Annotated in this window: 17 protein-coding genes; 10 read left to right on the top strand and 7 right to left on the bottom strand. The window is 36.2% G+C overall.

Features of this window, described 5'->3' with window-relative positions; all coding sequences use genetic code 11:
- Window positions 1-111 precede the first annotated feature (111 nt).
- Window positions 112-534 (top strand): Dabb family protein, encoded by a 423-nt coding sequence (locus AC13EX_RS10110; protein WP_482892579.1) that lies wholly within the window; start codon window positions 112-114, stop codon window positions 532-534.
- A gap of 82 nt (window positions 535-616) precedes the next feature.
- On the opposite strand, the gene AC13EX_RS10105 is transcribed toward AC13EX_RS10110, so the two are convergent.
- From AC13EX_RS10105 to AC13EX_RS10085, 5 genes are all read right to left on the bottom strand, one after another.
- The gene (locus AC13EX_RS10105) at window positions 617-937 is read right to left on the bottom strand and encodes a thiamine-binding protein (RefSeq protein ID WP_482892578.1); all 321 of its coding nucleotides are present in this window, start codon (window positions 935-937) and stop codon (window positions 617-619) included.
- Window positions 938-941: 4 nt separating this feature from the next.
- Entirely contained in the window at window positions 942-1,502 is a 561-nt protein-coding gene (gene pth, locus AC13EX_RS10100) for an aminoacyl-tRNA hydrolase (protein ID WP_482892577.1), read from the bottom strand.
- Between the two features lie 422 nt (window positions 1,503-1,924).
- Window positions 1,925-2,512, bottom strand: coding sequence for a 50S ribosomal protein L25/general stress protein Ctc (locus AC13EX_RS10095; RefSeq protein WP_048642584.1), 588 nt, complete (start codon window positions 2,510-2,512; stop codon window positions 1,925-1,927).
- Between the two features lie 32 nt (window positions 2,513-2,544).
- Window positions 2,545-3,471: a ribose-phosphate pyrophosphokinase gene (locus AC13EX_RS10090; RefSeq protein WP_482892576.1), complete on the bottom strand. Its 927-nt coding sequence runs from the start codon at window positions 3,469-3,471 to the stop codon at window positions 2,545-2,547.
- Between the two features lie 136 nt (window positions 3,472-3,607).
- On the bottom strand, window positions 3,608-7,609 hold the full coding sequence (locus tag AC13EX_RS10085; protein WP_482892575.1) for a response regulator: 4,002 nt from the start codon (window positions 7,607-7,609) through the stop codon (window positions 3,608-3,610).
- A 659-nt stretch (window positions 7,610-8,268) separates the two neighbouring features.
- On the opposite strand from AC13EX_RS10085, the gene AC13EX_RS10080 reads away from it, so the two are divergent.
- The 5 genes from AC13EX_RS10080 (at window position 8,269) to AC13EX_RS10060 (ending at window position 14,621) form a co-directional block, all read left to right on the top strand.
- Window positions 8,269-9,021, top strand: coding sequence for an endonuclease/exonuclease/phosphatase family protein (locus tag AC13EX_RS10080; protein ID WP_482892574.1), 753 nt, complete (start codon window positions 8,269-8,271; stop codon window positions 9,019-9,021).
- A gap of 391 nt (window positions 9,022-9,412) precedes the next feature.
- Complete coding sequence (locus AC13EX_RS10075) at window positions 9,413-10,357, top strand: nitrilase family protein (RefSeq protein ID WP_482892573.1); 945 nt, start codon at window positions 9,413-9,415, stop codon at window positions 10,355-10,357.
- A 10-nt stretch (window positions 10,358-10,367) separates the two neighbouring features.
- Window positions 10,368-10,802 (top strand): NUDIX hydrolase, encoded by a 435-nt coding sequence (locus AC13EX_RS10070; protein ID WP_482892572.1) that lies wholly within the window; start codon window positions 10,368-10,370, stop codon window positions 10,800-10,802.
- Window positions 10,803-11,122: 320 nt separating this feature from the next.
- Window positions 11,123-12,424 carry an aminotransferase class V-fold PLP-dependent enzyme gene (locus AC13EX_RS10065; RefSeq protein WP_482892571.1) on the top strand — a complete coding sequence of 434 codons (1,302 nt, stop codon included), beginning with the start codon at window positions 11,123-11,125 and terminating at the stop codon, window positions 12,422-12,424.
- Window positions 12,425-12,794: 370 nt separating this feature from the next.
- Window positions 12,795-14,621 (top strand): sensor histidine kinase, encoded by a 1,827-nt coding sequence (locus AC13EX_RS10060; protein ID WP_482892570.1) that lies wholly within the window; start codon window positions 12,795-12,797, stop codon window positions 14,619-14,621.
- 150 nt (window positions 14,622-14,771) lie between these two features.
- Here AC13EX_RS10060 and AC13EX_RS10055 read toward each other — a convergent pair whose 3' ends face one another.
- A complete protein-coding gene (locus tag AC13EX_RS10055; RefSeq protein ID WP_482892569.1) occupies window positions 14,772-16,073 on the bottom strand; it encodes an acetyl-CoA hydrolase/transferase family protein in 1,302 nt (433 codons plus the stop codon).
- A gap of 560 nt (window positions 16,074-16,633) precedes the next feature.
- Here AC13EX_RS10055 and AC13EX_RS10050 point away from each other — a divergent pair.
- The 4 genes from AC13EX_RS10050 to AC13EX_RS10035 are packed head-to-tail and all read left to right on the top strand — an operon-like array spanning window position 16,634 to window position 21,210.
- Entirely contained in the window at window positions 16,634-17,050 is a 417-nt protein-coding gene (locus AC13EX_RS10050) for an OsmC family protein (protein ID WP_482892568.1), read from the top strand.
- Complete coding sequence (locus tag AC13EX_RS10045; RefSeq protein WP_482892567.1) at window positions 17,047-17,286, top strand: hypothetical protein; 240 nt, start codon at window positions 17,047-17,049, stop codon at window positions 17,284-17,286. The genes AC13EX_RS10050 and AC13EX_RS10045 overlap by 4 nt, the downstream gene beginning before the upstream one ends.
- A gap of 26 nt (window positions 17,287-17,312) precedes the next feature.
- Window positions 17,313-18,317 carry a PDC sensor domain-containing protein gene (locus AC13EX_RS10040; RefSeq protein ID WP_482892566.1) on the top strand — a complete coding sequence of 335 codons (1,005 nt, stop codon included), beginning with the start codon at window positions 17,313-17,315 and terminating at the stop codon, window positions 18,315-18,317.
- Complete coding sequence (locus AC13EX_RS10035; RefSeq protein WP_482892565.1) at window positions 18,310-21,210, top strand: ATP-binding protein; 2,901 nt, start codon at window positions 18,310-18,312, stop codon at window positions 21,208-21,210. The genes AC13EX_RS10040 and AC13EX_RS10035 overlap by 8 nt, the downstream gene beginning before the upstream one ends.
- On the opposite strand, the gene AC13EX_RS10030 is transcribed toward AC13EX_RS10035, so the two are convergent.
- Window positions 21,203-22,471, bottom strand: coding sequence for a dihydrolipoamide acetyltransferase family protein (locus AC13EX_RS10030; RefSeq protein ID WP_482892564.1), 1,269 nt, complete (start codon window positions 22,469-22,471; stop codon window positions 21,203-21,205). The genes AC13EX_RS10035 and AC13EX_RS10030 overlap by 8 nt on opposite strands.
- Window positions 22,472-22,539 lie beyond the last annotated feature (68 nt).

Below are 22,539 nucleotides of genomic sequence, written 5' to 3'. Positions count from 1 at the left end.
AATATAGGTTAGTCTATATTTCAACTTATTTTGGTGTCAAGCATCCATTTTTATTATTTTTCTTTTACTTTACAGTTAGAAAGAGGAATCACTTAAACCCTAAAGCTCGCTATGAAACGTTTATTTTCAATTGCAGTAGTGTTATTGTTAGTTGCTGGCTGCCAGCCTAAAGAAATTAAAGAAACCAAAGAAGAACCCAAAGACATGAAAGAAACTGTAAGCGCTGACAAGCCTTTGTTAAGACATGTGGTCTTATTTTCCTTTAAAGAGGAAGCAAGTCCATCAGATATTAAGGGAGTTGAGGACGCTTTTATTGCCCTACAGGGAAAAATCCCAGAGATTAAAGATTTTGAGTGGGGAACGAACAATAGTCCCGAAGGGCTTAATAAGGGTTTGACGCATTGCTTTTTTGTTACTTTTGAAAGTGAAGAAGATAGAGAAATCTATTTGCCCCACCCTGCACACAAAGCCTTTGTGGAGGTCTTAAGTCCTCATTTAGAGGATGTGACCGTAGTGGATTATTGGACCAAGTAAAACTTAAACCCGGATTATGTAATAGAATGTCTATTGCATATTTCGGGTTAAAAAAGCCTTTCATTATGAAAGGCTTTTTTAATTACCAAGGAGTGATTTTAGACGTGGATAAATGTTTGTGAGGGAGTGTTTTTTCCTCCATGCTTACATCCTTTCCTTTACGTATTTGCATGCGATAGTAAACCAATACTTCTTCAGCACCAGCATTTAGAACTGCTTCTTGGGCTTCCTTTGCTATTGCCATCAATTTATCTTCAGGACCTTCCATGACAGTCTCAAATGGTGTGACTTCGTAAGGTACCCCTGAAGCGGCAATGACTGCAATGGCTTTGTCCACCAATTGATAGCTGTCAAGTGTTTTACTTTTTGGTACGATTTGAATACCCAGATTAATGTTTTTCATCTTCTTATTTATTATAAAAGTTCATGGTTTTTTCTAGGCCAATAGTGCTAAAAGCTGTGATCACTTCGATGGCTTTGTCCATATAGATAGGTAAGGTGTCGATTTCTTCTTGTGACCATCTTCCCAATACATAATCTATCTGTCTTCCTTTTGGGAAATCGTCACCAATTCCAAACCTAAGTCGAGAATAATTCTGCCCTCCTGTCAGTTCTTCAATGTTCTTCAATCCGTTATGGCCAGCACTTGAGCCTTTGGGCTTCAACCGAAGTTTACCAAATGGAAGTGCTAAATCGTCGACCACCACAAGCACATTCTCTTTTGGAATTTTTAAAGCTTTCATCCAGTAGTTTACAGCTTTTCCACTTAGGTTCATATAAGTGGTAGGTTTGATCAAATGAATTTGACGGCCTTTGTGTTTTAGCAGACAGGTGAAGGCTAGCCGATCACTTTCCCAGCTTAGTTTATTTTCATCAGCCAGTCTGTCTAATATTAGAAAGCCAACATTGTGTCGGGTCAATTCGTACTCTGGGCCAATATTTCCTAACCCTACTACAAGGTATTTCATGCGTTTGGTTTGACTTTTTCAGGTGTTAACTTCGGGAATAAATAACTTGCTTAATCCCCATCTTTCTCTTTATACTACTATCTAAACAAAGTGTTATAAAGTATATAACAGGCTCTTTAGTTAAAATTCAGTTTTTTAAACCCGGATTATGTAATAGAATAGCTATTGCATATTTCGGGTTAAATCATTGGAATAGGTAGGCATAAATATAAGATTGATGGGCCATCTTACTTTTTAGCAAATATGCCAAGCTTACCCCAAGGTCCTATTCTTGGCTAAAATAGCTTAAAATGGGTATGGAAATAGAGATAGGAACATTGAAAACTTATTTTAAAAGCATTTTATTTTCAAGCGAATATAAAAAAAATCCTGTTCCGTGAAAATCAGAACAGGATTATAATTTTATTTTAAGATGTCAGAAATTAATTTTCTGTCTCTTCTTCACCTTTCTTGCCTCTCAATGCTCTAGGGATACCTATGGTAGCGATAGTTACATTTGGACTGTTAAGCAATTCAAATTTCTCAACACTCAAATCAGCTACTTTTACAGATTTACCCAATTCAAGAGTAGAAATATCAAAAGGAATTTCATCAGGAAGATCATTTGCCAATCCTTTTACCAAAAGGGTTCTGGTTTTGATCTCAAGTTTACCACCTTTGATAATACCTGGAGAAGAACCATAAGGTCTAACAGGAATTTCCATTTTAATGGCTTTTTCATCACTGAATGCTAAAAAATCAGCATGAAGCAATACTTCACTTACTGGGTGAAATTGTGCTTCTCTAAGGATGGCTTTAATAATAGTACCTTCGATATTAAGATCCACCATGTGAACTTCTGGTGTGTAAATCAAGTCTCTGAATAGAATTGCAGGAGAAGTGAAGTGAATTTGTTCTTTGATGCCTGGTCCGTAAACTACACAAGGAACATTTCCTTCGTCACGGATTGCGTCAAGAGATCTTCTGTCGAGATTTGCTCTTTTAAACCCTATAATCTCAATTGATTTCATAATTTATGTTTAGTTATAATAAAATTGAATGCTTAAATAAATAGCGAACTTATAGAAGTATTTCCGGTAACTGCATGAATCGCTTTGGCAAATAGATGCGCTACTGTTAATACTTTTATTTTAGAAGATTCCTGACTAGCTGGAATGGTATCAGTAATGACCAATTCAGAAAGAACTGAGTTATCAATGTTTTCATAAGCCTTACCAGATAATACTCCGTGGGTAGCAATGGCTCTAACTGATGAAGCGCCTTTGTCCATTATGATTTGGGCGGCTTTGCACATAGTACCCGCAGTATCTACCAAGTCATCAATCATCACTACGTCTTTCCCTTCTACATCTCCTATCAACTGCATAGAAGCCACTTCATTGGCCCTTTTTCTGTGCTTATCACATACGACCATGTCTACTTCAAAATGCTTGGCATAAGCCCTGGTTCTCCCTACTCCTCCTACATCTGGCGAAGCGAAAATCAGGTTTCCTAAATCCAGACTTTTCAAATAGGGCACAAAGATAGCTGATCCATTCAAATGATCCAAAGGAATATCAAAGAATCCCTGAATTTGACCAGCATGCAGGTCACAGGTCATTATTCTATCAGCTCCTGCTGAGGTGATCATATTGGCAATAAGTTTGGCAGCTATGCTAACCCTAGGTCTGTCTTTACGATCTTGCCTTGCATACCCGAAATAGGGGATAACAGCGCATACTTTGTAAGCACTGGCTCTTTTTGCCGCATCTATCATTAAACATAGCTCCAATAAATTGTCGGCTGAGGGGTTCGTAGATTGTACCAAAAAGACATTGCAACCTCTAATTGATTCGTTGTAACTTGGGGACATTTCTCCATCGCTAAATTTTGCTAAAGTTAAGTCTCCAAGTGCCTGACCATAAGCTTTGGCAATACTTTGCGCCAAGAGTGGCGTGTTCGAACCTGAGAAAATTTTGGTCTCCGGCATGATATTATTTTTTTAGGTGGTTTTTGTTCAAAGGAAAAACAAATGTAAGAAAAAAAATACGGTTACCTTTTCTTGGTAAAAATAAAATACCTGTGTTTTATTTTTACCAATCCACCTATGAGACCATTTTAGGCTATTATAATTTCAATGAATCAATGTTTTTTAATAAATAATTAATTTCTTCCTGAATTTTTAAACCTAAATCAACCAGTTGTTCCTCCTGCTTTTGTTTTTCAATTTTTTCAGTAAGCTGCAAAAGAATAAAAAAGCCTGAAGTGCTGGCCGAGTTTTTTATTTTCTGGCTGGCCTCTACTATTTTTTCTGCATCCCTTTTGTCAATGGCCTTGTCCAGAATTGCCTTGTTTTCTTCAAGATTTACATGGGCCACCTTTAAAAGCTCCCTGCCTATTTCCTTATCTCCATCAAACAAATCTAACAGATGGGTTTTGTCAAAATGCTCTGGTTTGTAGGTAAATTTATTTATTGACTCATTTTCATGTTGTGGAGCTTCTGTGTTTCGAGTCTTCAGTAGATTTACAATTCTTTTTGTTAGTTGACCCTGAACCAGTGGTTTACTGATATAATCATTCATGCCAGACTCTATGCATCTTTCTCTTTCACCTTTTACAGTACCTGCTGTCAAAGCAATGATAGGGATGTCTCTGCCATGATCAATGGTTCTAATGGCTTTGGCTGTTTCGTAACCATTCATTATTGGCATCTGAATGTCCATAAGGATAAGATCAGGATGATTGCTGATCACATATTCGTAAGCCATTAAGCCGTTTTCTGCCTCTGTTATTTTTATGCGAGGGCTTATTTTTGATAAAATTATCTTTGATAACTTCATGTTGACCGGATTGTCCTCGGCTATTAAGACGCTGAAATCCTGGTTCAATAGGAAGTCGTTCGACTCTGCGATATCTTGAGTTTTTGTTTTTCCTTCAGTTTCTGAGCTATTCAACTTACTAAATATTTGAACCATTTGATGGTTTTTAATTGGTTTAATCAATCTGTGTTTGACATTAAAAGAAGCAAGCTGCTTTAGGTCAAGGTCATTGTCACTAGAACTGGAAAGTAAAACAATTGGCACTTTAGCGATGGTTTCATTTTTCAAAGTACGTATCTTCCCTATTGTCTCCATACCATTTAAGAACGGCATCCTCAAGTCCATTAATATTAAATCTAGAGGCCATTCTTTTTCTAAAATGCTGAGACCTTCCAAGCCATTGCTAGCTTCCAAACACTGTATGTTTTTTACTTCTAGGATTTCTTTAACCAAATACCTATTTGTTTGGTTATCATCAACAACCAATACTTTCTTTAGTCCATAGTTTTCAGGGTGTTTTTCTTCTTCACCCTGCTCTGCTTTAAGGTGAATATCAAAATAAAAAAGACTGCCTTTATTCTGGTCACTTTTGAGTTCAAGTTCACTTCCCATTAAGTTTAACAACTTATTGGATATGGTTAGTCCTAGTCCAGTACCTCCAAATTTCCTGGTAGTGCTTGCATCCTCCTGAGAAAAAGCATCAAAGATTTTATGTTGTTTATCTGGGGAGATGCCAATGCCAGTATCCCTTACAGAAAACCTAAATTTCATAGGTGAATTGGTTTGAATCTCCTTATCAAGGATTTCCACTTTTAACTCAACTTCTCCTTTTACAGTAAATTTTATTGCATTCGTTAATAAATTTACCAACACTTGACGAAGCCGGACATCATCTCCGTAGATAAATCTTGGTAGATGTGGAGAAAGATTCAAAATTAACTCTAAGCCTTTGGAATGAGCTTGGTAATTGATAATGTCTGTTACTTGCGTACCTAGTTCAAAAATATCAACCTTATCGATGGACAATTCCATTTTCCCAGCTTCAATTTTTGAGAAGTCCAGTATGTCATTTATTAAGTCTAGCAAAGAATGTGCAGAATGGTAAACTGTCTTCATGTATTGAAGTTGGGTTTCAGACAGTGGTGTTTTCATTAATAAGTCTGAAAATCCTATAACTCCGTTTAGCGGCGTTCTAATTTCGTGACTCATATTGGCCAAAAAGTCGGATTTAGCCCTATTAGCATTTTCAGCACTTTCTTTAGCTTCATTGAGCTGCGTATCAAATTCTTTCCTTGCACTTATATCTTGATAAGTACCGTACATAAGGGTAGGATTTCCCTCTTGGTCCCAGGAAAAAACTTTACCAACTTCTAAAACCCACACCCAGTGTCCATTCTTGTGTTTTAATCTTATTTCACTCTGGTGAAAATCTGTTTTTTTAGTAAAATGCTTATTTAGACCATTCTCTTTTTCTTTTAAATCATCAGGGTGGCACAATTTTTCCCAGTCTTTTTGAAAAAGGATGGTTTGCTCATCAATGGTATAACCAATGATTTCCCAAAACCTTTGGTTGACTAGGATTTGGTTCGTTTGCATGTTCCATTCCCATGTTCCCGTATTGGTGCTTGAAATAATGGCATTGAGCCGCTTCCCATTTTCTAATAAAGCCATTTCGGCCTTTTTTCTTTCGCTAATGTCATTGGTGATGCCGACCATACCAATTATTTCATCATTTTCTGTTTTTAGAGGTAATTTAGAGATTAAACAATACCTTTTATTTCCATTTTTTTGAACTTGAACGACTTCCTTATTAATGATGGACCGGCCTTTCTTTATCACCATTTCATCTTCAGTTCTAGACTCTCTGGCCGTTACAGAGTTAAATAATTCTTCATCTTTTTTCCCTAAAACTTCTGATTCATCTTCAAGACCTAGATATTCCAGCTCTTTTTTATTGATGAGCGTTTTTTCAAATTCGATGTTTTTGGTGTAAATGTTTATTGGAATATTGTCTATGATGGTTCTTAAAAGTGACCTCTCCTTATTGATTGAAACAGCGGCGGATTCCAATTCCTGATGTGCCTTAAGTGCTTGAGAGATGTCTATACCATTACATAGTACAAAAGACTTACCAAATAATGGTTCAAACAATACATTGTTTATTTGAAATGTAACGACATTACCTAACTTAGAAGTGAGTCTGACGATTCCATTGAATGCTTTATTCGTTTTTATTTTAACTAAATAGTCAAGATAGTTGTCTTGATTTTGGGCCAAGTCTGACATATTCATCGTCAAAAGCTCCTCAACTGTGTATTCTAATATCCTGACTCCTGACTTATTAATGTGCAAAATATTTCCCTCTAAGTCGTGCTTTACCATTAACCCTTGGGTGTTTTCGAAGAAATCCCGGTATTCTTTTATGTTGTCTTGAGCCTTTATCTCTTCGCTTTTTTGATGACTTATATTGTTAACAATACAGATCACTTCATTTTCTGAAGTAGACAATTTTTCAAAACTAACCTCAAACCATTCTACTTTACCATTGATTTCAAGGCTGTATTCCTTTTGTTGGATTTTTTCGGTTTCTATAGCATATTTAAATAGTTTCTCAAACAAAACCTTTGTTTCTGGAGGAAAGTCTAAGTCACTTATTTTCCTGTTAATAAATACATGAGGGGAAAATTTTAAATATTCGTCTTTTGCTGTGAAATAGTCCGTAATAGCAAAGTTTCTATCGATTAAGAAAACAATGTCCCCGACGTTTTTAAGTGCGTTTCCTGTTTTTTTGGTGAAGAAGTTAAGGTCGTGATTTTTTAAACTTAATTCAATTCTTTTTTGAACCTCCCCAGACAATACCCTCAGGGTTTTTATTTGGTTGATCTGAAGTTTACGAGGTTTAAAGTCCATTACACACAATGAACCTATAGGGAATCCATTTTCGGAGAGAATTGGAAAGCCTTGATAGAATGCAATGGGTTTACCTTCAAATTCAAGTTTACCACCAGAATAATTATCCTCTTTCGAAAAGTCTTCAATTTCTGAAACCCCGGTTTTTATGAGGAAATGAAAGCCTTCATTATCCTCGCGTAATAATTCACTTTTTGATAACCCTATTTTCGATTTAAACCAAATCCTATTTTTGTCTAGAATCGTCACCAATGCAATTGGTGTTTGACATGTATCCGCAACTAATTCGGTTACATCATCAAAATTTATATCAGGCATACTGCCCAATGTTTGAATAGCATTTACAGCTTTCAACCAATTTGCGTCCCTTTCTGGATCTTTGTAATCGGAAATACTCATTAGGGGAAATTCATTCTATTAAAGGGTGATTTTAAAGAAAATTACAAGTATTTCCTAAGAAAAGCCCTTGTAATTTTTATATTGTCCACGTGGAAAAGTCCATCATAATATTCGATAATCAAAATAAATCATTTATATAGCATTTTTCATTATGTGAAAGTTGGAATTTTAAAATTAAAAGGCTGCTTATAATTTAAGGTAGAGTGGCTTAAGAAATTTTTATTTCGAAAACACGGTTAAACACTATTAATCGGTGATATAATTGATTTTAAGATCGATATATTTAAAAATTTTATTTATATGCGTTTATAATTTTATGATTTTGTGTTTTGAAGAATACTGATTAAATGGCAGGTTGGTCAAATTACATTCCTCTCTTATTGTATCGATTAATCTCATCAAAATTCCCCCAGTTTAACTTTAGTAGGATACATCTTCAATATCCTGATTTTGTTAAGTGGATATGATCTGACTAGGGCTTGTTGTCGGAGGTAAATAATTTTAACGGTAATAATTGCTTGTAGACATCAATTAAAAATACCAAGTAAATGGTAACTTTGGTTAGTCGTTTATTTAAATAAACTAAGATTTATTTTATGAAAATTTCTTTTAATAATTCATCTTTTCTACCACTTTGTTTTTGTTTAGGCACCATTGTTATGGCCTCGTTATTTTCCACTCGAGTAGTAGCACAGCAGGAACGTAATTTGAAGGTGATGGCTTACAATATTCATCATGCCAATCCTCCTTCCAAACCCAATTTTATTGATATGGAGGCCATTGCAAAAGTGATAATGGCATCTGATCCGGATTTGGTAGCACTTCAGGAAGTGGATGTCAATTCCAGGCGTTCTGGCATTGACTTAAATCAGGCCAAAGAACTAGCCAGGCTAACGGGCTTAAATTATTATTTTAAGCAATCCATACCATTTCAAGGAGGGGGATATGGAAATGCCATACTTTCTAAATTTCCTAAAGAGGATAGTTTTTTTCTCCAATTATCCGCCGAAGTTGGAACGGAGCCAAGAGCAATTTTAGGCGTACAAATTACCTTGCCGGGCAATAAAAAAATAAAATTTGCGTCCACTCATCTTGATTTTAGTAGTGCTACTAATTCTGCCCAACAAGCAAAAGAAGTGACGGCCTATTTTGAAAAGGAAAGCATACCTGTAATTATTGCAGGAGACTTTAATGCTGTGATAGGCTCGGAAGCGATAAATTCTATAGACAAAACCTTCGCTAGAACCTGTGCTGGAGAGTGCCCACCAACGATTCCAGTAGATAAGCCCACAAAGGCAATTGATTTTATTTTTTTTAAGCCACAAAATGCATTTACAGTGAACCATCATGAAGTGATCCCAGAAACCTATGCATCTGATCATTTACCTGTTTTTGCTATACTCGCTTATTAAACCCGAAATATGCAATGGACATTCTATTCCGTGCTGAAATCGCTTTAAAATCAGCCACTTCGTTGCTGTTTTCAATTTCACCATAGCGGTGCTATGCTAAAATCTCCAAACAGTCTGATTTTCTTGCGATTGCAACACTTCCCGTAAACACGGGACAGGCATCAACCCTGACCTTGTCAGGGCGGAGAAATCCTATTACATAATCCGGGTTAAAAAGCTATTATCTTAGGGTTTGAGGCTTTGCATAAAGCTTAAACTTGACTTTAGTTGGATTTAGGATCGCTGAGAAAAAGGTATGGTCATTTCTATTAGAATGAATGTTTATTTTTAATAGCCGAACAGGAAATGTTTAGTTAAATTGATTACCAAAAAACTTGTAAACAGAATTTATATGGACATAAAAATAGCTACAGCTCAATTCGAAAATAGAAGTGGGGACAAGTCTTATAACCTTGACATTATAGACGATTTAAGCAAGAAAGCAGCCGTAGAAGGTGCTGATGTTATTGCTTTTCATGAGTGTTCGATTACGGGTTATTCCTTCGCTAGGAAATTGAACAGGGAACAAATGTTGGAGTTGTCTGAATTCATTCCTGCCGGGCCTAGTGTCCAGCGACTGAAACAAATAGCGAAAAAGAATAAAATCACGATTTTGGCGGGTCTTTTTGAGAAGGATGATAAGGGGCAAATTTTCAAATCCTATGTTTGTGTAGATGCCGATGGACTTCAGGCCAATTTTCATAAATTACACCCATTTATTAATCCAAACATTAAACCTGGCTCTAACTATTGTGTTTTTGATTACAAAGGGTGGAAATGTGGGATTTTGATTTGCTATGACAATAATATAATTGAGAATGTACGAGCGACTTGCCTCTTGGGAGCCGAAATCATTTTCATGCCTCATGTTACTATGTGCACACCTTCCACCAGGCCTGGTGCAGGATTTGTAGCTCCTGAACTTTGGAAAAACAGAGCCAAAGATCCTACCTCATTAAGGATTGAGTTTGACGGTATGAAGGGAAGGGATTGGCTAATGAAGTGGTTGCCTGCCCGGGCCTATGACAATGGTATTTATGTAGTTTTTTCCAATCCAATAGGTATGGATGATGATCAATTAAAGAATGGTTGCTCCATGATCATAGATCCATTTGGGGATGTCATTGGAGAATGTCGAAAACTTAACAATGATTTTGTCATCGCCAACCTTACCAAAGAGAAACTAGAGCTAGCTGGAGGATACCGCTATAGAAATGCACGTCGGCCTGAACTCTACAGAGATATTATTGGTAAAGAACATAATGCCGCTCAAAAGGTAGCTTGGTTGGATAAATAAGGTAAAAAAGATGGAACTAGAAGTGCCTGAATGCTTTTACCGGGTAAGTGTAAAGGCTTTGATACGTGATCAAAAAAATCGTTTTTTGCTTGTGAGGGAGGTCAATGGCTTCTGGGAATTACCTGGAGGAGGGTTGGATTTTGAAGAAACTCCTCTAGAAGGCTTGCAAAGAGAGATTTGGGAAGAAATGAAATTGAAAATCACACATACCTCAACCCAGCCTTGTTATTTTTTTACTGTCAAAAATCATAATGGTGTGTTTATAGCCAACGTGATGTACGAGACCAGTTTAGAAAATTTGAATTTTCAGGCCACAGATGAATGTAAGGAGATTCGTTTTTTTTCACCCGAAGATGTTTTTGATGAAATGAATGTTTACCCCAATGTAACTGAATTTGCCAGGTTATTTCAACAACAACCACTAGGCAATTCCTCTGAGCTATAATTGATATTTTCACCAGCTTGCTGGTGAAAAAGGCTTGTTAATTGGATGTGAAAAATTAAAGTTCAGCAGTTTAATGCTTCTTTATTATCTTACATAAAAGCGCTATGCCCTTTGGGTGTACATTGCCTCCTTAAAAAACGAACAAAGAGCTAATTGAATCAAGTTACAAAGCGGAAGCTTTTGGGTTTAATACAGTTGGCTGGACTGCCTTCGTTTTTGGATTAATTGTAGTATTTTGCATGCCTGAATTGCCCAGATACCTATTTTGCATTAACCAGTATCTCCGGGAAATAAAATTACCCCGGAATAAAAAGAAAAACATGAAAAATAGTCCACAAAGAAGAAGTTTTTTTAAAAAATCAATTGTATTAGCCGGAGCATTTTCATCAGGAAGCCTGTTTAATCAACTTTATGCAGGAGATTTTGAAAAAAAAGCCAATCTTTATAAAGACCTAAGTCCAGCAGAAATAGCCAGTAATGAGGATTATTGGTCCTTGATACAGCAGGCTTACCCTGCAAGTTCCTCTCCAGTTTTGAACCTCAACAATGGTGGTGTATCACCTAGCCCGCAATTGGTTTTGGATGCTGTAGACCGTTATGATAAAATGGCCAATATGGCCCCGTCTTATTATATGTGGAGAATCCTTGATCAAGGCAGAGAGCCCTTAAGAGAGAAACTAGCCCTGTTGGGTGGATGTGATCCTGAAGAAATTGCTATCAATAGAAATGCCACTGAGGCGTTGAATACCATAATACATGGTTTAGACTTAAATAGGGGGGATGAAGTAATAGGCAGCATTCAAGATTATCCCAACATGATGAATGCCTGGAAACAACGTGCTTTGAGAGAAGGCATCGTTTACAAGCAATTGTCTTTTGATTTTCCAATCGAAGATGACGAAACCATCGTTGACATGTACAGGCAAGCCATTTCTTCAAAAACAAAGATCATCCACGTGACACATGTTATCAATTGGGTGGGACAGATAATGCCTGTTAAGAAAATTTGCCAAATGGCCCATGAAAAAGCTATAGAAGTAATAGTTGATGGAGCGCATTCTTTTGGCTTGCTGGACTTTAATATACCTGATTTGGAGGCGGATTATTTTGGAACTAGCCTGCATAAATACCTTTCAGCACCTATTGGGACAGGAATGATGTGGATAAAAAAGGAGCATATAGCTAAAGTTTGGCCTTTATTGTGTGATGCAGACCCTGTGAGAGATGACATTAGAAAATTTGAAACGCTAGGTACCCGGAGTTTTCCATTGGAGCAGGGGATAGGTGAGGCTATCAATTTTCATAACGGAATTGGGAAAAAGAGAAAAGAAGAACGGGCAAGGTACTTGAAAAATTATTGGGCGGAAAGAGCATTAAAAATCCCAGGGGTAAATATCCATACATCGCTTAAGCCTGCCTATAGTTGTGCTATTGCTGGAGTGTCTATAGATGGAATGACGCCGAGAGTACTGGAAAGTACACTTCTAAAAACCTATAAAATACATACCTCGCCCATTAGTTATGAAAATATAAATGTTGTACGGGTTTCTCCACATGTTTACACTCGTCCTACTGATCTTGACAGGTTGGTTAATGCTTTGGAAGAGCTTGCGAAAAATTAAAAGGTGCAATAAATTATTAAATGGTAGAGAAATCCTATAATGCAATAGTTGTTGGTTCAGGCCCAAACGGCCTGGTCACGGCTATTGCATTGTTTCACTTCGGCGTTTTCATCATGACATCTGATCATCCGCTACTCTTTCTGGTGACGGCGTCACGGGTTGTGTGGGTTTTATGCGGAAAAACAGGTGATTAAGAAAATGTTTTAATGGTTGTTTTGATTACCTTTATTATAGTAACTTTGATTTAATCAGAGAAATTAATCAATAGCTAAGGTTACTTTTTATGTCAGTTGATGTAGTTTGAAGTTTATTTGACAGGTTTTATTTTATGCCTTATCCCAAGACCTTATTTTTTTTATTTATTTGTTTATTGCCTTTTCGATGTCTTTACGGCGCTGATTTACAGGCTATCGACTCATTATTAAGTGAATCGCAGGCTGTTCAATACGATCAAAAAGAACTGGCTATTGCATACATAAAAAAAGCTAGAGAGCTAGCTGAGGGTGTGGAAGACCCGAAATTGATGGCAAGAATAAACAATCAGGAAGGTACTGTTTATTACATCTCAGGTGATTACGAACTCGCGCTTAGGCGATTTTTGGAGGCCTTTGATTACGCGGTTCAGGGTGATTTTATCTCTCAAAAAGAGTATGCAATGAATGGCAGGGCTCTTGTTTTGATGGTGGAAAGAGAGTTTGAATTGGCCAAGGGTTTATTTGAAGAATGTATAGGGATTAACACCATACATGGAGATAGTGTAAGGTTGGCAAGAAACCATTTTAACTTGGGGATTCTTCATAATGAATTGTTTGAGCTTGAAAAAGCCATGTCTCATCTAGATATAGCACTTGAGTTTTTGGTCAATTTCCCAAAACAAGGCCTAAACTCTATGGTGAATAATAGGATGGCGCAGGTTTATTTTGAAATGGGAGAATTTGATAATGCCTTGTCAAAATACAGGCTTGTCCTTGAAGACAGTTCTTCGCTCACCAATTGGGAAAAGACTTTTGCTTTAACCGGTTTGGCTCAATTAAAACTTGAAACAGGTGACTTAGATGAAGCATTGGTTTTAGGCAAAGAGGCTTTGAGTACTGCAGAGTTTCATGGTGCTAATTGGGACTTGCAAAAGATCACCGAATTGCTTAGTGCCATTTATAAGGCGAAAGGGAAATTTGATAAGGCTTATGAGTTTTTGGAGCTTAGTCAAATTTATACCGACAGTCTTTATAATGAAGAAAAAAGCAGGCAGATAGCAAGGCTTCACCTTAAGTTGTCGCAAGCGGAAAATGAAAAATTGAAGGCAGAAAGTGAAATAGATCAGGCGGTACTAAAACAACGTAATAGGCTATTGGTCTTTTTGTCCCTCCTAATATTGTTCCTTGGCTTCACTGTTTATTTTTTCAGAAAAACAATAAGATTGAAGGAGAAATTCAATAAGTCTTTGGAGAAGAAAAACAGGGCCATTGAAAAACAAAAAAATTACATTGGTCAACAGAATAAAAATTTATCGGAAATTAATTTAGCTAAAACCAAACTGTTAAGTATTATATCTCATGATTTGCGATCTCCCATAAACTCAATCAAGCAACTTTTAGAAATGAAAGGTAAAGGTTATTTCAATGAGGATGATGAAAATGAAGCCTATGGTCTTTTGACATTGCAGGTGGAAAATACGGAAATTATGCTCAATGAACTTTTGCAATGGGCGAACAGTCAATTGGATGGTCTGGAGCCTAATCCGTCAGATGTTGATCTGGCTGAGGTCGTTAGTGAGGTGTTATTAGGCTATAGTTTTCAAATAAAGACCAAATTTTTAAATGCGGAGCATAATGGAAATAAAAGGATTTTTATAAGGATTGATAGGGTTCAGCTAAAGATTATCCTTCAAAATTTAATAGGGAATGCCATTAAATTCACACCTGAACATGGTATTATAAAAGTTTACTATGTGCTTGAAGAGTCTTATGTGATTTGCCATATTGAGGACTCAGGTGTTGGTGTTGATGAACATTACCATAATTTGATCAATAGCAGAAGTTACACCCGGATGCCTTCTAAGGTAGGGACCGCCAATGAAAAAGGCACAGGCTTGGGGATATTGCTTGTAAAGCAATTTCTTGACCTTAATGGGGGCATGTTAAAAATGGAAAGTAAGACCGAAGCTGGGTCTCACTTCATTTTATATTTCAAGCGATAGAAACCCAACTTTGCCAAACGATTTAATTTTTAGCAATTATTGATAAAAACTTAGTCTATAAAGGTTTTATTTTGTGGTTTTTGCTACTCATCGTTTCATTACCGGAAAGAAGGTCCATTTCTCATTTTAGAATACCCGGTTAAATTCACCTTAACTGAGAGGATAAATAAAATTTCCAAACCTTTCAAAGATTGCCCTATCCAAATCCTCCTGATGTTGAGGAGCTGCAATTTTCTTTAATTCATGCGCTCTTTGACATAGATTTTTCCCGTAAAGGTATGCTGTTCCATATTCGGTTACTACATAATGAACATGTGCCCTGGTAGTGACCACGCCTGCACCCTGTTTTAAGAAAGGTACAATTTTAGATTGGCCTTTATTGGTGGTCGCACGCAAAGCCATTATTGGCTTACCACCATCTGATAGTGCAGCACCTCTAATGAAGTCCATTTGACCACCTACACCTGAATACTGGTAACTACCTATGGAATCTGCACAGACCTGGCCAGTTAAATCAATTTCCAGGCAAGAGTTAATGGAGATTACCTTTGGGTTTTTTCTTATCACGGCAGTATCATTAACGTAGGCCGCTTCATGAAATGAATAGGCTGGGTTGTCATGGATACTATCATAAAGCTTTTTTGTTCCAATTACGAAGGACGAAACAATTTTTCCTGGATGTTTTACTTTGTATTTGTTGGTGATTGCACCAGATTCTAATAAGTCAATAACACCATCAGAAAACATTTCTGTATGGATACCTAAATCCTTGTGGCTAGTGAGGGATTTTAATACTGCGTCTGGAATTCCTCCAATGCCCAATTGCAAGGTAGACCGGTCATCGATTAACTCTGCAATGTATTTTCCGATTTTATAGTCTGCTTCCTGGAGTTTGTTGGAGTAGTTTACTTCTGGTAGAGGCTCATCTACTAGGATGGCAGCATTTATTTTGCTGACATGAATTTGTCCATCGCCCATTGTTCTAGGCATTTGTTTATTGATTTGAGCAATTACAATTTGAGAAGTGTCCACTGCTGGCCTTGCTACATCTACAGAAGTACCTAAGGAACAATAACCATGTTGGTCTGGTGGAGATACGTTGATGAAGGCCACATCTAAAGGCATGATGTTTTGCCTAAACAATCGGCCAATTTCACTAAGGAAAACTGGTACATAACCACCTTGGTCACTGTTGACTGCATTTCTTATGTTCTGTGAGACAAACAAAGAGTTTAAATAAAAGCTGCCTTTACAGGATTCATGCGTTAAAGGCATTTCTCCCAGAGTAGTAATCGAAACAACCTCTACGTTTTTTAGCTCGTTCTTCCTTTTTTCCAATGCATGCAGTAACACTGTAGGAGTAGCGGCGCTTCCATGAACAAATACTCTTTGATTGCTCTTAACACATTTTACTGCCTCCTCAGGGCTTACAATGTTTATATGGTTCTTCATTGCTGTTGAATTTTAAATAAAGGCTTGGCAAAATTAAATGTCTGGAAAAAATACAATTTTTAAGAAAGGTAAAAATTATTTTTACTCAGGTTCCTCAATAGAGGTTCAATAGTTTGCAGAATGCGAAAATAACAAAAATAAGGCTGATTTTAAAGGATTGTTACCATGTTAAAGTTCTACTCTTACTTGAATTGCTTTCTCGGAATGGGAATAGAGAAAATTTTTTCATTTTCATTTTATTTTTTATGAAAATTGAGGAATAATCGTAAAGAAATCTTCGATTTACCAATCTATTTTAAGGATTAGACGTTAAATTTTATTAATTATTAGGTAAATCCCTTGCCAAAGGATCGAAAATTATAATCTTGAAGTTATAATGCTTAAATAAAAGATTAAGCTTGCTTAATTTCGCCTTATTAACCCAAAAAATGCAATTGCACTTTTAATTACCTCCTTGTTTAATGGGTAGGTGATTACAATATATGCAATAAAATATATTGTCAATTTAGGGCTTTGATTTTAATTGAATAGCAAAGAGTAAAAACCATAAAACAATTTTAATGAATAAGAAAGAAATTACACTTCGGATGATTGCTGATAGGGAATATGAAACAACTAATCCTGAAGGAAATAAGGTTCAAATGGACATGTATGATGGTGCTGAAAAGAAATTTCAATCACCTATGGAATTATTACTTTCTGGCTTAGCTGGATGTTCTGCCGTTGATGCTGTATTGATGATGAAAAAGAAGCGAAAGCAGGTTGATAATTTTGAGATCAAAGCAGAAGGAATTCGGAATGATGGAACTCCTGCTTTTTATAAATCTATTCATTTGCATTTTATTCTCACTTCTTCTGACGCCACCGAATTGGAGTTTGAAAAGGTTATTAAGCTGGCGGTAGATAAATATTGTTCCGTTGCTTCAAGTTTGAAATCAGAGATCAGCTATTCTACCGAAATAAAGAAACCTGTATGAGGGTAGTTAGAGAAAGTAATATAGAAGGTATAAGAATCAGTTTATTTGAATGGAATAACAAATTTATACTAAAGTTTGAGTTAGGTAATTTAGAACAGACTTACAAGATCCCGGCAATGGATGTTCTGGAAGAAAAGGATTTGGACTCCCTAATGGAGGGTGCTTTTTTTACGGAAGTTAAAAAAAGGTTTGATGAAATGCACCAATCACTTCAAAATGCTACAAAAAATTTCTAAATTTGTCTTAATTTAATTATTTAAAGATGAAGTATTTATTTTTTGTAAACATTTTGATATTTTTGTTATCTTCTTCTTGTCAATCGGATGTTAAGGCACCAATTGATAATCATATATTATTATTAGATTCAATTATTCGAATTGTTGAAGCTGATTTTTTGCCATTAGAAGCTGATATCAGAGAATTAGCAATATTATCGACTTATCTATATGAACAGGGGGGGATTAATGAACTAGCTCAGAATGGTGATAAAAATAAATATATAAAGGTTCAAAATGGTGTCTTGCATCAATCTGGTGATAAGATTGATGCAAGTACCGTTTTCGTTTCACTCTCTACGGAAAATAAGGAACTAGCTTTAAGAGAAATTTATTGGACTGAGAAATTGGACAGTGCATTTAAAGAAATCATTGATAAAAGACCTTTGGTAAGTCAGGTGTATTTTAATTCAGCAAGTAATTTTAGTAGGCTTTACCCGCCATATGTTTTCAATACTGTCGAACCAGATGTGGACTTTACCTCGTTTAATTTCTATTATTTGGGAGATGAACTGAGAAACCCCACCAGGAAATCGGTTTGGGTTGAGGAAGTTTATATTGATCCAATGGGAAGAGGGTGGATTCTTTCTTTGATTCAGCCAGTATATTATGAGGACGAGCTAAAGGGTGTGTTAGGCCTAGATATAACCGTGTCGGAACTAATGCGAAGATTCTTAAGGAATTCGGATAAAAAATTGGTTATCATAGATAGTCAAGGTGTCATAGTTGCAGGGGGAGAAGAGGCAATAAAGGCACTAAATATGCCTCCGCTAAAAAATCATACCTACCTACAAACGGTTAATACAGATAGTTTCAGAAAGGAAGATTTTAATCTCTACAAGAGCAAAAGTAAGGAAGTACGTAGAATGGCATCTAAATTTTTGTTGGAGAAAGAAAATTATCAAAAGTTTGAATTGCAAGGAAGGCCTTTTGAAGCGTACAGTAGAAAATTGAATGTTATGGATTGGTATTTGGTAGATATTCATGACTAATACAGGGAAATATCAGGAGAGTAAAATAATAAGACAGCTTAAACCCAAGCGGTTTTGGTGGTTGATTGGGCTCGGTGGAGGAGCGGTTTTGATAACGCTTACTTTAGCCGTGTTTTTTTATAATTCAATATCAAATAATTTAATAGACAACAGGAATTTTTTTTTAAACAAGCAACTAGAATACGCTGCAAATGAAGCACAGACAAACCTACAAAACCTTGATGAAGACTTGGCCTTTTTTGTCAATACACAAAAAATCAATGCGCGATGGGAAAATAAAGATGCTTCGAAAGAGTTAAATGAGTTAAATATTAGGGAGTTGTTGAATAATTACCTGAACTTGATAGATAGCCTAATTATTGAAAAAGATGATTTTGCACAAGTTTATAAAATTAATGAACCCAATCAGCTGTCGGTTACTTCAATTAATTCAAGTTCGATTGAAGATCTTAATGATGGTGAAGATATTATTGTAATTTCAGGTGAAGAGGACTTTAAGCTAGTTGTAAAATTAAATATTTCTAAATACTTCGACCAGTTGTTGGATAACTATTTTTTGGGATCCAATACGGATAAACTTGTCTTCATGAACGACAGGTTTTTTAAGATTAATGGGGAAGGGCAAATGTTTTTTCAAGATGAATTAATTCATGAAAACATTATTCAGGAAATTGATAAGGGGATTAGAGGTGATTATTCAGCGTTTATTTCAAATGTATACAATGCAGACCCACAGGAGTTCCTCCTTGTTCAATATCCTTTTACCTTAACGCATCTAAAAGGGAAATATGCCTTTGCTTTTGCCCAGGAAAAAAACACCATTGATTCTGCCATTTTTGGAAATTATTTCCATTTGTTTATTGCACTGTTTGCGCTATTAACTTTGGTGATTTTTTTGATTATTAAATATTTCAAAATCACCAATGAAAACAACCTGTTTTTGGAGAAAAAATCCAAACACCTCAATCAACTTTTAAAACAGCAAACGATATTACTTCAACAGTCCAAAGGTTTTATTTATTACCAAAATAAAGAGGATGTAATTTATCAAGTCAGTGAAAATGTTAAAGAGGTTTTAGGTAATCAGCCCGATGAATTGGTGAATCAGAAGCTTAAAGATTTTATCCTTGGAGATAAAGCTGATTTTCTGGAAAAAAGGTGTCTTCATATTGAGCGGAAAAAAGAAGTTTTTTCTTTTGAGTTCACCTCCGAAAAGAAAGATGAAGGTCCTATTAGGGCGAAGGTTTTTGAGAAATTAATCTATAATGAAGACAAAAATTATATAGGTTCGGTTGGGATTTTTACTGACATCAATGCAAAGTATAAGGCTGATCAAGAACTTATTATAAGCGAAAATAGACTGCGTTCTGTTTTAAATAGCCTTCCTGATATTATTTTCATATACAATAACCAAGGAGTGTATCTTGATTATTATGTCCAACATGAGGAGTTGTTGATTGTGAACCCAAAAGAATCACTGGGCAAGAAAATTGATGAGGTTCTGACAGGCGAGGCAGGTGAAAAAGCAATGCGGGCATTTAATAAAGTCATTTCAACCGGAAAAATGCAAACTGAGGAACTCGATTTGCTACTAGATGTAGGTAGGAGATACTTTGAGGTTAGGTTCTTTAAACTAGATGAAAAAAGAGTGATTTCTGTTGGGCGCGACATTACAGGACAAAGACTATGGGAGCGGGGTCTAAGTGAAGCAAAAGAGGCTGCTGAATTGGCAAATAGAGAAAAGTCAAGCTTTTTGGCCAATATGAGTCATGAAATCAGAACTCCCTTAAATGGGCTTTTGGGTATTACAGGTTTATTATTTAAAACGCCGCTATCAAAAAAACAAAATGAATTATTATCGATAATTGGAGATTCCGGGGAATCTCTTTTAAATATCGTAAATGATATTCTTGATTACTCCAAAATTGAAGCGGGTAAAATGGAATTGGATCCAGTTGCGATGGATTTTGCAATGGAAATGGATAAGATCATCAATGTTTTTGCGGGGATGGCCCTTCAGAAAGATTTAGTGATCAACCTGAAAATTGAAAAAAGTGTGCCAGCTATGATTGTCTTGGACAAAGACAAGTTGGCTCAAATATTTTTTAATATTATAGGCAATGCAGTGAAGTTCTCAAAAAAAGGAGGACGTATTGATGTTATTGTTAGTGGGGAGTTAATTTTTACCAAAAATTTAATCCTGACATGTACTGTTAAGGACAATGGGGTGGGCATATCTAAAGACAAGATTCCTCAATTAATTAAGCCTTTTACCCAGGCAAGTCAGGCCTCAAATGGGGATTATAAAGGTACAGGTCTGGGACTTGCCATTGCTAGTAAATTAATAGAGTTAATGGGGGGGGTATTGCATATTGAAAGTGAAATTGACCAAGGATCTACCTTTACTTTTGCCCTTATTTCCCAAGCTAGTGAGCAAAAGTTAAATTTATTAAGCAATACGGCACAGAAAAATGAGAACCTAGCCATTGAGAATCTTGCGGACAAGCATCCCCTAGATGTATTGCTAGTGGAAGACAATGACATAAATCTAAAATTTATGGTAATGCTTTTAACCCAGATGGGTTATAATCCTGATGTTGCGTTAAATGGTGTTGAAGCCATTAGTGCGGTGGAGCAAAAAAGTTATGACTTGGTATTTATGGACAATCAAATGCCGAGAATGAATGGGATGGATGCAACAAAAATCATCAGATCTATGCCTAATGGCAGAAAAATGATGATCGTTGGTTTATCCGCTAGTGTGTTCAAGGAAGACATCGAGCTGGCAATGAACATAGGTATGAATGATTACCTAACGAAGCCAGTAAAGATTCATCAGATCGTAGCGAGAATAAAAAACTGCATCTTGCTAAAAGAAAACCAAATCAAATAAGGGTTTTCGTATCAAATGATTCAAGGTAATCAGCAACCTTTTTAACAAACATTCCTCCAAGTGCCCCATCAACTACCCTATGGTCATATGAATGTGATAAGATCATTTTATGTCTAATACCTATCAAATCACCAGTAGGTGTTTCTATAACCGCAGGTTTCTTAGTAATGGTACCTACTGCCAAAATAGCTACTTGTGGTTGAACAATTATGGGAGTTCCCATAATGTTTCCAAATGAGCCTATATTTGATAGTGTATACGTTCCTCCTTTTAGTTCTTCAGCACTCAAGCGGTTGTTTCTAGCTCTCAGTGCTAATTCATTGATCTTTTTGGAGAGACCAGAAAGAGACAATTGATCAGCATTTTTAATAACAGGTACGATTAAATTCCCATTTGCTAAGGCTACGGCAACCCCAATGTTGATGTTTTTTTTCTTTATGATTTTATCTCCTTCAACGGAAATATTCATCATTGGGAAGTCTCTCAGGGCCTTGGCTATGGCTTGGACAAAGAATGGAGTGAAGGTTATTTTCTCTCCTTCTTTAGCCTGAAATTCGTCTTTTATACGGTTTCGGTAATATACAATGTTTGTCAGATCAGCTTCCACAAAGGAGGTAACATGCGCAGAAATGTTTTTCGAATCCAACATACGTTGGGCGATCATCTTCCGCATTCTATCCATCTCTAGGATTTCGTCATTCCCATCTGAAAAGGCTGGTGGCTGAGGAGTATTCCTTTTTGCCAGGTAGTTCAAGATGTCTTTTTTAGTTACCCTTCCGCCTTTTGCGGTTCCAGTTATTTCAGCCAGTTCCGAAGAACTTACATTTTCCTGATTGGCGATGCTCTGTACCAATGGAGAATAAAACCTTTTATCTTCTAACTCTTCTGGCTCGCTATAGGATTCTTTTCCTAAAATTAGTGAGGTGTACTCAGGTACATCTTGCAAGAGTTCTTTCTCTTCAAGGTCAATGGCCGGTTTTTCCAGATCATCAGTAGTTTTAATCTCCTCCATATCTTCGAGTTTTACCTCAATTATAGCGATAGGTTTACCTACTTCAATTATTTCGCCTTCCTTGGCAAGTATAGTTTTTAAAACGCCAGAGTGGGTAGCAGGAACTTCAGTGTCTACTTTGTCAGTAGCTACTTCCAGTACCGATTCATCCTGATCTATTCGATCCCCTTCTTTTTTTAGCCATGAAAGAATAGTGCCTTCCATAATGCTCTCTCCCATTTTGGGCATCACCATTTCCACTGTTGCCATAGCTTTTGCTTATTTTTAAAATCTCCCTAGCTATAAAACTAAAATTTAGTAATTGGTTTACAAAAGGA

It is taken from the genome of Cyclobacterium sp. L-R, assembly GCF_056859355.1.
The sequence above is the reverse complement of the archived record's forward strand: the minus strand, read 5'-3'. Positions and strand labels throughout refer to the sequence as shown.